At 68.0% G+C, this 12,846-nt stretch carries 10 protein-coding genes; 7 read left to right on the top strand and 3 right to left on the bottom strand.

Translation table 11 applies throughout. From position 1 onward, the window contains the following. Positions 1-84: 84 nt before the first annotated feature. The gene (locus AACH40_RS11110; RefSeq protein ID WP_169493181.1) at positions 85-741 is read right to left on the bottom strand and encodes an alpha/beta hydrolase; all 657 of its coding nucleotides are present in this window, start codon (positions 739-741) and stop codon (positions 85-87) included. Between the two features lie 160 nt (positions 742-901). Between AACH40_RS11110 and AACH40_RS11105 the strand changes: the two genes are divergently transcribed. Genes AACH40_RS11105 through AACH40_RS11095 form a run of 3 tightly spaced genes read left to right on the top strand, consistent with a single transcriptional unit; the run spans position 902 to position 3,294 of the window. After that, positions 902-1,882, top strand: coding sequence for a cysteine desulfurase family protein (locus tag AACH40_RS11105; RefSeq protein WP_338646051.1), 981 nt, complete (start codon positions 902-904; stop codon positions 1,880-1,882). Beyond that, positions 1,879-2,958, top strand: coding sequence for a cysteine desulfurase family protein (locus tag AACH40_RS11100; protein WP_338642464.1), 1,080 nt, complete (start codon positions 1,879-1,881; stop codon positions 2,956-2,958). Before AACH40_RS11105 ends, AACH40_RS11100 begins: the two co-directional genes overlap by 4 nt. A 3-nt stretch (positions 2,959-2,961) precedes the next feature. Then, positions 2,962-3,294: a 2Fe-2S iron-sulfur cluster-binding protein gene (locus AACH40_RS11095; protein ID WP_338642463.1), complete on the top strand. Its 333-nt coding sequence runs from the start codon at positions 2,962-2,964 to the stop codon at positions 3,292-3,294. Positions 3,295-3,417: 123 nt separating this feature from the next. On the opposite strand, the gene AACH40_RS11090 is transcribed toward AACH40_RS11095, so the two are convergent. After that, positions 3,418-4,008, bottom strand: coding sequence for a type 1 glutamine amidotransferase domain-containing protein (locus tag AACH40_RS11090; protein ID WP_169493177.1), 591 nt, complete (start codon positions 4,006-4,008; stop codon positions 3,418-3,420). Positions 4,009-4,122: 114 nt separating this feature from the next. Between AACH40_RS11090 and parC the strand changes: the two genes are divergently transcribed. Together parC and AACH40_RS11080 are read left to right on the top strand one after the other, a co-directional pair. Further along, positions 4,123-6,408 (top strand): DNA topoisomerase IV subunit A, encoded by a 2,286-nt coding sequence (gene parC, locus AACH40_RS11085; RefSeq protein WP_338642462.1) that lies wholly within the window; start codon positions 4,123-4,125, stop codon positions 6,406-6,408. Between the two features lie 328 nt (positions 6,409-6,736). After that, positions 6,737-7,513 (top strand): SDR family NAD(P)-dependent oxidoreductase, encoded by a 777-nt coding sequence (locus AACH40_RS11080; RefSeq protein WP_338642461.1) that lies wholly within the window; start codon positions 6,737-6,739, stop codon positions 7,511-7,513. A gap of 114 nt (positions 7,514-7,627) precedes the next feature. Here the strand turns inward: AACH40_RS11080 and AACH40_RS11075 are convergent, their stop codons facing one another. Next, on the bottom strand, positions 7,628-9,676 hold the full coding sequence (locus tag AACH40_RS11075) for a protein-disulfide reductase DsbD family protein (protein WP_338642460.1): 2,049 nt from the start codon (positions 9,674-9,676) through the stop codon (positions 7,628-7,630). 134 nt (positions 9,677-9,810) lie between these two features. Between AACH40_RS11075 and AACH40_RS11070 the strand changes: the two genes are divergently transcribed. Next, positions 9,811-11,601, top strand: a complete 1,791-nt coding sequence (locus AACH40_RS11070) for an alkaline phosphatase family protein (protein ID WP_338642459.1) — start codon at positions 9,811-9,813, stop codon at positions 11,599-11,601. Beyond that, a complete protein-coding gene (locus AACH40_RS11065; RefSeq protein ID WP_422394847.1) occupies positions 11,598-12,845 on the top strand; it encodes an FAD-dependent monooxygenase in 1,248 nt (415 codons plus the stop codon). The genes AACH40_RS11070 and AACH40_RS11065 overlap by 4 nt, the downstream gene beginning before the upstream one ends. Position 12,846: the final 1 nt, after the last annotated feature.

Below are 12,846 nucleotides of genomic sequence, written 5' to 3'. Positions count from 1 at the left end.
GATCCCAGCCTTCGCTGGGATGACGGTGAGGGCGTGGGCGTGGCGGGGGCAGCCGCGCAGTTGGCGCGCGGCTGCCCGCGCCTGTCACTTGATCGGGCAGTCCGGCGAGAGGCGCATGTCGAGGTAGTTGTCGACCGCGCGCATCATGTCGTCCATCTCGTTTTCGAAGAAGTGGTTCGCGCGCGGCACTTCGTCGTGGTGGATGGTGATGTGCTTCTGCGTGCGCAGCTTGTCGACCAGCTTCTGCACCGCGTTGGGCGTGACGACCGTATCGGCCGAACCCTGCACGATGATGCCGCTTGCCGGGCACGGCGCGAGGAAGCTGAAGTCGTACATGTTGGCGGGCGGGGCGACCGAGATGAAGCCGCGAATCTCCGGGCGGCGCATCAGCAGCTGCATGCCGATCAGCGCGCCGAACGAATAGCCGGCGATCCAGGTGGTGCTGGCTTCGGGATGGATCGACTGCACCCAGTCGAGCGCGGCGGCGGCATCGGACAGTTCGCCGATGCCGTTGTCGAAGCTGCCCTGGCTGCGGCCGACGCCGCGGAAGTTGAAGCGCAGCGTGGCAAAGCCGCGCGCCACGAACGTCTTGTAGAGCGCCTGCGTGATGCGATCGTTCATCGTGCCGCCCGCCTGCGGGTGCGGGTGGAGGATCATCGCAACCGGTGCGCGCGGACGCGAAGCGGGCTGGAAACGGCCTTCGAGACGGCCTTCGGGACCGGGGAAGATGACGGCTGGCATCGTGTGTCCTGGTGAACCTTGCTGGGAAGCCACGCCGGCGAGGATGCGCCGGGGCTTGGGAAATGAAGCAAGCGCTATATAGAAACGAGCGCTCCAAAAGCAATGTTTCCGGGATCAGCCATTGTCTCCGATTTATCTGGACCACGCCGCGACCACGCCGATGCTGCCCCAGGCGCAGGCGGCGATGGCCGATGGCTTCAGGATCTGGGCCAATCCATCGAGCCCGCACAAGGCCGGCCGCGCGGCGCGCGCGGCGCTGGAAGAAGCGCGCGGGCGGATCAAGGCGCTGCTGGGCTGGAGCGGCGAAGTGGTGTTCACCAGCGGCGCGAGCGAGGCGCTGGGAATTGCGATATCGCGCTCGATCAAACCCTTGGTGGCGGTATCTCAAGTCGAGCATGAAGCCGTACTGCGGCTGGCGGGCGATGTGGCGCGGCTGCCGGTCGATGCGGGCGGAATCCTTGCCGCTGCGGCTGAAGCGGGCGGGCTGGTCGCCGTGCAGCAGGTCAACAACGAGACCGGGGTGATCCAGCCGCTGGATGCGCTGGCCGCCAGCGTGCGCGAAGGTGGCGGCTGGCTGCTGGCCGATTGCGCGCAAGGCGCGGGCAAGATCGCGCTGCCCCAAGCGGACCTGATCGCGCTGTCGGCGCACAAGTTCGGCGGACCGATCGGGGTCGGCGCGCTGCTGGTCAGGGACTGGGCGATGCTGAAACCCACCGGCGGGCAGGAGCGCGGCTATCGCCCCGGCACCGAGAACCTGCCCGGCGTGCTGGCGATGGTCGCCGCGCTGGACGCGGGCAGCGGCTGGATGGAACAGGCCGCGACCTTGCGCAAATCGCTGGAAGATCAGCTGGTTGCGAGTGGATGTGAAGTGATTGCCGCAGCATCGCCGCGCCTGCCGACGATCGGCGCCTATCGCATGCCGGGGCGGTCCGCCAATGCGCAGCTGATCCGCTTCGACGGCATGGGCTTTTCCGTTTCGGCGGGGAGCGCGTGCTCTTCGGGATCGCTCAAGGCGAGCCACGTGCTGACCGCGATGGGCGTGGAGGGCGCGGGCGAAGTGATCCGCGTGTCGATCGGGCGCGAGACGACCGCAGCCGAGATCGACGCCTTCGTGGCGGCATGGCGGGAGATTGCGGCATGATCTACCTCGATTACCAGGCGACGACGCCGCTGGCGCCCGAAGCGCGCGAGGCGATGCTGCCCTGGCTGGGCGGGCCGGAGGGCGCAGGCTTTGCCAACCCGCACAGTTCGCATCGCGCCGGGCGCGGGGCGGCGGCGGCGGTGGAAGTGGCGCGCGAACAGGTCGCCGCGCTGTTGCCGCCGGGCGGACGGGTGATCTTCACCTCGGGCGCGACCGAGGCGATCAACCTGGCGATCGTCGGATCGGCGCGCGAACGGCTGGCCGTCTCCGCGATCGAGCATGCGGCGGTGCTCGATACCGCGCGCTTCGTCGATCCCGGTGTGGCGCTGCTGCCAGTGGATGCGGGCGGACTGGTGGCGGCGGACGTGGCCATTCCCGAAGGCACCGGCCTTGTCGCGGTGATGCAGGTCAACAACGAGATCGGCACGATCCAGCCGGTAGAGGCGCTGGCGGCGCGGGCGCGGGCGATGGGCGCGCTGTTCCTGTGCGATGCGGTGCAGGGCGCGGGCAAGATCGTCGCGCCGGAGGGCGCCGACCTGATCGCGGTTTCGGCGCACAAGATGTACGGCCCCAAGGGCATCGGCGCGCTGTGGGTGCGCGATGGGGTGGATCTGGCACCGCTGGTCCACGGCGGCGGGCAGGAGGGAGGCCTTAGATCGGGTACGCTGTCTCCGGCGCTGTGCGCAGGGTTCGGCGCGGCGGCGGCCCTGTGCAAAACATGGTGGGAAAGCGATGGACAACATGTCGAAAGGCTGTGGACCAAGGCGCGCGCGCTGTTCGCCGACTGGACGCTGAACGGCAGCGAGGAGCAGCGCTGGCACGGCAACCTGAACATCCGGCGCGCGGGGCTGGACGTGGCGCGACTGTTGTCCGAATGCCGCAGCGTGGCGATTTCGGCAGGTTCGGCCTGCGCCAGCGGCTCTGGCAGGCCAAGCCATGTCTTGCGCGCCATCGGCTTGTCGGACAAGGATGCGCGCAACGCGATCCGGCTGGGGTTCGGACGATATACGGGGGAAGAGGAGCTGGAACGGGCCGCCGTGGCGATAAACGCCGCGGAGCGGGCGCAAGGAGTCTAGCCGATGGTACGAGTGACGTTCGTGAACGCGGAAGGCGCACGCATCGAGACGACGGGCGAGGCCGGCCAGCGCCTGCTCGAAGTCGGCCAGAACGCCGGTTTGCCGCTGGAAGGCACCTGCGAGGGGCAGATGGCGTGTTCAACCTGCCACGTGATCGTGGCGCCCGATTGGTTCGACCGCCTGAAGCCCGCGGTGGAGGACGAGGAGGACATGCTCGACCTGGCCGCCGGGGTCACCCGCACCAGCCGCCTTGCCTGCCAGATTTCGCTGACCGCCGAGCTTGACGGGCTGGAAGTGCGCGTGCCTGAAGAGGCACACGACATGCAGCGGGGCTGATCGGCAAGAATAGGGCTGCGCGTATCGGGTTCGGCATAGCTGCCGGCGATCCCAGCCTCCGCCGGGATGACGGCTCTTGAGGGTACAGCCCCTCCCGCGTGGCAGGAGGGGCTTGGAACGGCCTTAGAGTTCTTCGACTTCGTCGTCTTCTTCCTCGTCCTCGTCGTCGAGCTCTTCCTCTTCTTCTTCCTGCGCTTCGAGCGCGTCGATCAGCGCCTGGGCGAAGGCGGGGATGTCGTCGGGCTTGCGGCTTGTGATGAGGTTGTCGTCGATGGCGACTTCTTCGTCGACCACGTCGGCACCGGCATTTTCAAGATCGGTGCGGATCGAGGGCCAGCCGGTGACGGTGCGACCATCGATGATGTCGGCTTCCACCAGCAGCCAGGGGCCGTGGCAGATCGCCGCGATCGGCTTGCCGAGATCGTCGAATTCCTCGACCAGCGCGACGGCGCGTTCGTCCATGCGCAGGATATCGGGGTTCATCTGCCCGCCCGGCAGCATGAGCGCGTCGAAATCCTCGGCCGAAACGTCGTCGAGATCGGCGTCGACGGGAACGCTCTGGCCCCAGTCGCCGTGGTTCCAGCCCTTGATTTCGCCGACCTTGGGGCTGGCGACGACCGTCTTGTAGCCTGCTGCTTCGAGCAGCTTCTTGGGTTCGATAAGTTCCGACTGCTCGAAGCCGTCGGTGGCGATGATGAGCACGCGCTTGGCCATCTTGTTGAAACTCCGTGGGGAAAGGGAGGGGGGATTCGCCCCGCCATAATGAGCAGAGGGGGGGACAGTTCCTCGGTTCCCCACGGACCAACTCGTTGCTAAGACGTTCCGTCTATGGCCAGCACCACGTCAGAGCCCGATCCCTTCGACGCCATCGTCGATGCGCCGTTCGATTCCGCGCTTTCCGAGCGCTACCTCGTCTACGCCCTTTCGACGATCACGGCGCGGTCGCTGCCCGACTTGCGCGACGGGCTGAAGCCGGTGCACCGTCGCCTGCTCTGGGCTATGCGCCAGTTGAAGCTCAACCCCACCGACGCGTTCAAGAAATCGGCGCGCGTGGTGGGCGACGTGATCGGCAAGTACCACCCGCACGGCGATGCCTCGGTCTACGATGCGATGGTGCGCCTCGCCCAGGATTGGTCGCTGCGCTACCCGCTGGTCGAGGGCCAAGGCAACTTCGGCAACGTCGATGGCGATAACGCCGCCGCCTACCGCTACACCGAGGCGCGGCTGACGCGCACGGCGATGCTGCTGATGGCGGGGCTCGACGAAGGCACCGTCAATTTCGTTCCGACCTACAACGGCGAGGACGAGGAGCCGGAAATCTTTCCGGGGCTGTTCCCCAACCTGCTCGCCAACGGGGCCAGCGGGATCGCGGTGGGCATGGCGACCAACATCCCCAGCCACAACGTGGCCGAGATCGTCGATGCGACGCTGCTGCTGATCGACAATCCCGCCGTCGAACATGCCCAGCTGATGCAGGTGTTCCATGGGCCCGACCTGCCCACCGGCGGCGTGGTGGTGGACAGCCCGGCGGTGATCTCCGCCGCCTATGAAACCGGGCGCGGCGCGATCCGGGTTCGCGGGCGGTTCTCCACCGGAAAGGGAGAAGGCGGCAGCTGGGAAGAGACGGGGATCGAAAAGCTGGGCAGCGGGCAATGGCAGCTCGTGGTCAGCGAAATCCCCTACATGGTGCAGAAGAGCAAGCTGATCGAACAGATCGCCGCGCTGATCGCCGACAAGAAGCTGCCGATCCTGGAAGACGTGCGCGATGAATCGGACGAACAGATCCGCATCGTGCTGGTGCCCAAGAGCCGCAACGTCGATCCCGAGCTGCTCAAGGAATCGCTCTATCGCCTGACCGATCTGGAAACGCGGTTCGGCCTCAACCTCAACGTGCTCGACGCGCACCGCACGCCCGGCGTGCTGGGGCTGAAGCTGCTGCTGCAGGAATGGGTGATCAGCCAGATCGACATCCTGCTGCGCCGGTCGCGCCATCGGCTGGAGAAGATCGCCGCGCGGCTGGAGCTGCTCGAAGGCTACATCATCGCCTTCCTCAACCTCGACCGGATCATCGAGATCATCCGCACCGAGGACGAGCCCAAGCCGGTGATGATGGCCGAGTTCGGCCTGACCGACCGGCAGGCCGAGGCGATCCTCAACATGCGGCTGCGGTCTTTGCGCAAGCTCGAGGAAATGGAGCTGCGCAAGGAGCGTGACGAGCTGCTGGCCGAGAAGGAGGAGCTGGAAAAGCTGCTCGACAGCCCGGCGCGGCAGCGCACGCGGCTGAAGCGCGATCTGAACGCGCTGCGCAAGGAATACGGGCCGGAAACCGCGCTCGGCCGCCGTCGCACGACCATTGCCGAAGCCGCGCCGACGCGCGAGTTCAACATGGACGCGATGATCGAGAAGGAGCCGGTGACGGTGATCCTGTCCGCCAAGGGCTGGATCCGCGCGGCCAAGGGTCATGTGCCGCTCGACAGCGACTTCAAGTTCAAGGAAGGCGATGGCCCGGCCTTCGCACTCCATGCGCAGACCACCGACAAGCTGCTGGTGGCAGCGGACAACGGGCGGTTCTACACGCTGGGCGCCGACAAGCTGCCCGGCGCGCGCGGCTTTGGCGAACCGATCCGCACGATGGTCGACATCGATCCCGAAGCGCACATCGTCGCCATTCTGCCGTGGAAGGCAAAGGGCCAACTGCTGCTCGCCAGCAACACAGGCCGTGGCTTCACGGCGGAAATGGACGAACTGCTTGCCGAAACGCGAAAGGGGCGCGGCGTGGTTTCGACCAAGCCGGGCGTGAAGCTGACCCACGTACGCGAAATCGCGCCCGAGCACGACCACGTCGCGGTGATCGGCGACAACCGCAAGCTGGTGATCTTCGCGCTGTCCGAAGTGCCGATCCTAGCCAAGGGGCAGGGCGTGACGTTGCAGCGCTACAAGGACGGCGGGATGGCCGACCTCGTCACGCTGAAGTTCGAGGACGGCCTCACCTGGACGATGGGCGGCGAGAGCGGGCGCGTGCGGGTGGAAAAGGACTTGCTGCCGTGGAAGGTGGCGCGCGGTGCGGCCGGGCGGTTGCCGCCCAACGGTTTTCCAAGGGACAACAAGTTTTGACTTCTGTCTTGCGTAGTGCCCGGAAGAAGAGGGCTGCCCTTCGACAGGCTCAGGGCCGGCGGGTTGGGGGACCGTTCGTTTTCCCCGGCATGTCCTGAGCCTGTCGAAGGACCGTTCTTGTTCTTGAGCCATGCGCCGTGCCGGGAAGAGTAAGGGCGGCCCTTCGACAAGCTCAGGGCAGCGGGGTTCAGAGGTTTGGCCCATTCGCCGCGTATTCCGAGCCTGTCGAAGGATCGCCTTTGCTTTCTCCGCGCCTCTTCAAAATCGGACTCGACCTTGTTCACAGGTCTGTTAAGCGCCCGCTTAATCGTTCGGTGATGGGAGAGAGATGATGGACAAGCCCCGCTATTCGCTCGAAGGCCGCGTCGCGCTGATCACGGGCGCATCCTCGGGCCTTGGCGCGCGGTTTGCGCGTCTGTTCGCGGCGGCGGGCGCGGCGGTGGTGATCGGCGCGCGGCGGGCCGAGCGGATCGCCAGCCTTGCGTCAGAGATCGAGGCTGCGGGCGGGCGCTGCCTTGCCGTGTCGATGGACGTGACCGACGAAGCCTCGATCATCGCAGCTTTCGACGCCGCCGAAGCCGCGTTCGGCGCGCCCGACGTGGTGGTCGCCAACGCCGGCATCGCCGAGGCGGGGCGCTCGGTCGATCTTCCGGCGGACGCGATGCGCCGCGTGGTCGACACCAACTTCAACGGCGTCTGGCTGACCGCGCGCGAAGGCGCGCGGCGGATGATCAAGGCGGGATCGAAGGAAAGCCGGCGCGGGCGGATCATCCTGACCGGATCGATCACGGCCGAGATGACCGGCCAGGGCGATGCCGCCTATGCCGCGAGCAAGGCCGGCGTGGTCCACCTCGGCCGCCAGTTCGCCCGCGAATGGGCGCGCCTCGGCATCAACGTCAACACCGTGCAGCCGGGCTACATCCGTACCGAGATCGACGGCGAATGGTTCGACAGCGAAGGCGGCGCCAAGCAGATCGCCAGCTGGCCGCGCCGCCGCCTGACCGACATCAGCGCGCTCGACGATCCGATGCTGTTCTTCGCCTCGGACGCGTCGGAATACGTGACCGGTTCGCACATCACGGTGGACGACGGGCAGAGCCTGTAAGCCGGAGAGAAGAAGAACAGCCCTTCGACAGGCTCAGGGCGGACGGGATTGGAGGAGGTTTTGTCCTCATCCCGCCTGTCCTGAGCTTGTCGAAGGACTGCCTTTCCTGATCCGTTACTTCCCCGCCGCCAGACCCGGCAGGGTTTCCGGCGTCAGCACTTGCGGCAGTTTCTGCGGCTCGCCCTTGGCCGGATACCACAGATAGAGCGGCACGCCGGCGACGCCTTGCGCGGTGAGGAAGCGGGTGATCGCTTCGTCGCGGCGGGTCCAGTCGCCGACGAGGACGACGACGCCCGCCTTGGCAAAGGCGTCGCGGGTGGTCTCGCGCTCGATCGAGGTGCTTTCGTTGACCTTGCACGACAGGCACCAGTCGGCGGTGAAGTAGACGAAGACCGGCTTGCCCGAAGCGCGCGCCTTGGCGAGCGCTTCCTCGCTGAAGGGCTGGGCGGCGAGCAGGCTGCTCTCTTGCGCGGCGGCGGGCTTGGCGGGCGGCAGGCCCACGACGCCGCCGATCGCGATCACGGCGGCGATGGCGAACAACAGGGCAACGGGCTTGCCCTTGCGCTGCGTGACGCCCACGGCGGCGAGCGCGCCGAGCAGCAGCACGGCGGTGCCGACGAGCACGGCGAGGAAGGTCGGCCCTCCGACGCGCCAGGCGAGCCAGCCCAAGGCCAGCGCGGTGAGGCCCATCGGCACGGCCATGAAGCGGCGGAACTTTTCCATCCAGCCGCCGGGCCTCGGCAGCAGGCGGCGCAAGGGCGGGATGAAGCCGAGCGCCAGGAACGGCAAGGCAAGGCCGAGACCGAGCGCGGCAAAGACGGCGAGCGCGGCCCACGTCGGCAGCAGCAGCGCCGCGCCCATCGCCGCGGCCATGAACGGCCCGGTGCACGGCGTCGCGACGAAGGCCGCAAGCAGCCCGGTGCCGAACGCGCCCATCGGGCCCGAGCCGCGCTCGACCGAGAGGCCGGGCAGTTCGAAGAGGCCGGCGAAGTTGGCGGTGATCGCCGCTGCGAGAAGCAGCAGCACGGCGACGACGCGCGGGTCTTGCAGCTGGAAAGCCCAGCCGACCTGTTCGCCCGCCGCGCGCAGGGCGAGCATCGCCGCGCCAAGCGCGAGGCAGGCGAGGACGACGCCGGCGGTATAGGCGAGGCCTTCGCTGCGGGCGTGGGCGGAATTGCCGCGTGCCAGCGCCAGCGCCTTGAGGCTGAGGATCGGGAACACGCAGGGCATCACGTTGAGGATCAGCCCGCCGGCGAGCGCGCCGAGAATGGCGGCGATCAGCGCGGCGGCGGAGAAGGCGGGCGCGGCGCTTCCGGCAAGCGGGGTGCCGCCATCGGGCACGGGCCCAGCGTTGGCGGTGAGCGCGATGCCGCCGCGTGCCTGGCCCAGCGAGAGCACGCCAGAAACCAGCGTCGGCTGTTCGGCGCTCGGCACCTTGGCGCGGGCCATGTCGACGATCAGCAGGTCGCCCTTGCGGCGAAAAGCTTGCGGCGCGGCGTAATCGATCAGGCCGTCACCCGCGATGAAGAAGTGCGGATTTTCGAGCGTGGCCGAGGCAGGGAAGGGGATGGCGAGGCTGATCCCCTTGGCCGTGCTGGCGAAAGTGCCGGCGCGATCGAGCGGGGCGGGCAGGGCGGCGCGCCAGGCCGAAAAGCGCGGATCGGAAGCGCCTCCGCCGACCACAACGGTGCCTTGCAGCGTGGCCTGTTCGGGTACGCAGATTGCTTCGGTGCAGGCGAGCCATTGCGCCTTGGCGCTGATCGGCAGGGTGGTGCCCGGCTTTGCGTCCGCCGGCAGGGTCAGCGGCACGATCACGGCATAGGCGTGTTCGTAGACGTGATTCATCAGCCCCTGCACCAGCAGCGTCTGCGGCACGGGATATTGCAGGTCGCCCGCCTTGGCGCCCTTGGGCAGGGTCCAGTCGAGCGTGAGGCCGAGGCCGGCATCGCCCGGGTTGACCCAGTAGCCATGCCAGCCCTGTTCGGGCTGCATGGCGATCGCCAGCATGACCTCGCCCCCCGGCGCGCCCGGCTTTTCGGCAACGAGCGAGGCGGCGATGTGGTTCGCCCGCGCCGAAGCGGGCAGGCTGAGCGCTGCAACGAGCGAAAGAACGACCGCAAGCAACCGTGCGGTCACATTCGCGGCTAAAGTGCTGGCGCGCATGGACGATCTGGCCCTTCCGGCTGGCGCGGCCCCTTGCGCCATTGGGCTGGCGGGGCCAAACCCCGCGCTTAAGGGCGCATTGTACCTGAGTCCAGTGCAGCCCATAGTGCATGACCCATAGGAACACGTCCCAGATGATCCGCCCCCTGATCCGCTCCAAAGCCCTGCTTCTCCTCGCCGCCGCGATGCTGCCGATGGCTGCAAACGCCAAGCCTGCCGCGCCGGCCAAGGCCGGTCCCGGCACCAGCCAGCCGCGCCCGCAGGTGCAGCCAGCGGGGCCGGTTAAGGGCGCGCCGCGCCTGCTGGTGGCGATTTCGGTGGACCAATTCTCTGCCGATCTGTTCGCACAGTATCGCAGCCACTTCGTGGCGGGGCTGGGGCGTCTGGCAGGCGGCATGGTGTTCCCTGCGGGCTACCAGAGCCACGCCGCGACCGAGACTTGCCCCGGCCATTCGACGATCCTGACCGGCATGCGGCCAGCGCACACCGGGATCATCGCCAACACCTGGATCGACCAGTCGGCGGCGCGACCGAAGAAGGCGATCTACTGCGCCGAGGATGAAACCAAGCAGGCGGCGGACCCGAAGGACTATGTCGCCTCGGTCGATCATCTGCTGGTGCCGACGCTGGGCGAGATGATCAAGCGCCAGTGGCCGACAAGCCGCAACGTAGCCGTTTCGGGCAAGGACCGCGCCGCGCTGATGATGGGCGGGCATGTGATCGACCAGGTCTATTGGTGGAAGGGCAAGGGCTTCACCACGCTCGATGGCCGCACGCTGGGGCCCGAGGCCGTGGCCGAGAACAAGAGCCTTGAAAGCGTGCTGGCGCAGGGTGCACCGGCGATGACCATGCCCGCATGGTGCGGCCCGCACGACCGCGCGATCGCGCTGGGCGGCGGCGCGCCGGCCAGCGGCGGGATCGGCATTGCCAACTCGCTCGCCACGGCCGCGCCTGCACCGACGGCGAGCGGCTTTACCGTGGGCACCGGCCATTTCGCGCTGGCGCCGAACGATGCCAACGCCTTCCGCGCCTCGCCCCGGCTCGACCGCGCGACGCTCGACCTGGCGACCGAACTGGTCGACAGCATGAAGCTGGGCAAGGGGCCGACGCCCGACATGCTGGCGGTGAGCCTTTCGGCCACCGACTATGTCGGCCATGCCACGGGCACCGAAGGCGCCGAAATGTGCATCCAGATGCAGCAGCTCGACCTGGCGCTGGGCGATTTCTTCAAGGCGCTGGATGACCGCCACATCGATTATGCCGTGGTGCTGACCGCCGACCATGGCGGGTTCGACCTTCCCGAACGCCTGCGCGAACAGGCGCTGCCGAGCGCCGAGCGCGCCGCGCCCGCGCTGCTGCCCGATCAGGTTTCAGCCGTTGTCGGCGCGAAGCTCGGGATGGAGCCCAAGGACCTGATCCTGGGCGATGGCGCGTTCGGCGACTTCTGGATCAACAAGGCGGTGCCGGCCGATCAGAAGACAAAGGTGATCGATGCGGCCAAGGCGGTGTTCCTGTCGCAGCCGCAGGTGCAGGCGGTGTTCACCGCGAGCGAGCTTGCCGCGGCGCCGATGCCCACCGGCACGCCCGATACCTGGAGCCTGCTCGACCGCGCGCGCGCCTCTTTCTATGCGCCGCGTTCGGGCGATCTGGTGGTGATCCTGAAGCGCGGGGTGGTGCCGATCGTGCGCCCGATGCCGGGCATCGTGGCGACGCACGGCTCGGCCTGGGACTATGACCGCCGCGTGCCGATCCTGTTCTGGCGCGCCGGGATGACCCCGTTCGAACAGCCGAGCGCGGTAGAGACGGTGGACATCGCCCCCAGCCTTGCCGCATTGATCGCGCTCAAGGAACCGGCGGGCACTTTCGATGGACGATGCCTCGATCTCGATGCCGGCCCCGGCACCACGTGTGGAGCAACCAATTGAGCGACGTTAACGGCGAAGTTTCGGCCCGCGAACCCAATGCACGGGCAGACGTGGTCATCCTTGGCGGTGGCCTCGTCGGCATGACGCTGGCGATCGGGCTTGCCAAGCAGGGGCTGACCAGCGTTGTGGTCGACAGTTCGGACCCGGCGGCGCAGACGGCGCAAGGGTTTGACGGCCGCGCCTCGGCGATCTCGACCGCGAGCTGGAACCTCTACGTCAATCTCGGCATGGCGGGCGATCTGGTCGACAAGGGCTGCCCGATCGACGCGATCGCGGTGACCGACGCGATGAAGCCGGGGCGGATCGATTTCCGCCCCAACGCCGACGAAGGCTCGCTGGGGCGGATGTACGCCAATCGCGACTTGCGCATCGCGATGTACGCCGCCGCTGCGCGTGAAGAGGCAATCACCTTCATCACCAACGCCCGTGTCGCCAGCCGGGAGCGGGGGCCTCACGGGGTGACGGTGACGCTGAACGACGGGCGGGTGCTGGCCGGCAGCCTGCTGGTCGGCGCCGAAGGCCGGCAATCGCCCACCCGCGACGAGGCGGGCTTCACCCCGGCGCGCTGGGACTATGGCCATCGCGCGATCATCAGCGGGCTGTGGCACGAAAAGCCGCACGACAATGTCGCGTGGGAAATCTTCTATCCGGCGGGGCCGTTCGCGCTGCTGCCGCTGCTCGATGAGGACGGGCGTCATCGTTCGGCCCTGGTCTGGACGGTGGCGGAAAAGGATGCGGCCGGCGTGCTCGCCCTGCCCGAGGGCGCGTTCCTGTCCGAAGTCGCGCGGCAGATGGACGGAATCTTCGGCAAGATCGAGCTGGCCAGCCCGCGCACGTCCTATCCGCTCAATTTCCACCACACTGCCAAGGTCGTGTCCGACCGGCTGGCGCTGGTTGGCGATGCCGCGCACGGGATGCACCCGATCGCGGGGCAGGGGCTCAACGTGGGCCTTCGCGACGTGGCGGCGCTGGTCGAGGTGCTGGCCGAAGGCGCGCGGCTGGGGCTGGAGCCCGGCGATGCGCAGCTGCTGGCGCGCTACGAACGCTGGCGCGCGCTCGATACGTTCATGGTGGCAGGCGCCACCGACGTGCTGACGCGGCTGTTCGGCCTGCCGGGGCGGATTCCTTCGGCGATCCGCCGCTTCGGCATGGCCGGCGTGCAGCGCAGCCCCACGCTCAAGCGCTTCTTCATGGACGAGGCGCGGGGGATGAGCGGGAAGCTGCCCGCGCTGCTGCAGGCCTGAC

This window comes from Novosphingobium olei, assembly GCF_037076535.1.
GTDB lineage: Bacteria > Pseudomonadota > Alphaproteobacteria > Sphingomonadales > Sphingomonadaceae > Novosphingobium > Novosphingobium olei.
Note: the sequence above shows the minus strand (reverse complement) of the source record. Positions and strands in the feature narration are given on the sequence as shown.

Coding starts and splice junctions, on each gene's coding strand:
- AACH40_RS11110 (WP_169493181.1), bottom strand. CDS start 741: ATGCCAGCCGTCATCTTCCCCGGTCCCGAAGGCCGTCTCGAAGGCCGT.
- AACH40_RS11105 (WP_338646051.1), top strand. CDS start 902: ATGCTGCCCCAGGCGCAGGCGGCGATGGCCGATGGCTTCAGGATCTGG.
- AACH40_RS11100 (WP_338642464.1), top strand. CDS start 1,879: ATGATCTACCTCGATTACCAGGCGACGACGCCGCTGGCGCCCGAAGCG.
- AACH40_RS11095 (WP_338642463.1), top strand. CDS start 2,962: ATGGTACGAGTGACGTTCGTGAACGCGGAAGGCGCACGCATCGAGACG.
- AACH40_RS11090 (WP_169493177.1), bottom strand. CDS start 4,008: ATGGCCAAGCGCGTGCTCATCATCGCCACCGACGGCTTCGAGCAGTCG.
- parC (WP_338642462.1), top strand. CDS start 4,123: ATGGCCAGCACCACGTCAGAGCCCGATCCCTTCGACGCCATCGTCGAT.
- AACH40_RS11080 (WP_338642461.1), top strand. CDS start 6,737: ATGATGGACAAGCCCCGCTATTCGCTCGAAGGCCGCGTCGCGCTGATC.
- AACH40_RS11075 (WP_338642460.1), bottom strand. CDS start 9,676: ATGCGCGCCAGCACTTTAGCCGCGAATGTGACCGCACGGTTGCTTGCG.
- AACH40_RS11070 (WP_338642459.1), top strand. CDS start 9,811: ATGATCCGCCCCCTGATCCGCTCCAAAGCCCTGCTTCTCCTCGCCGCC.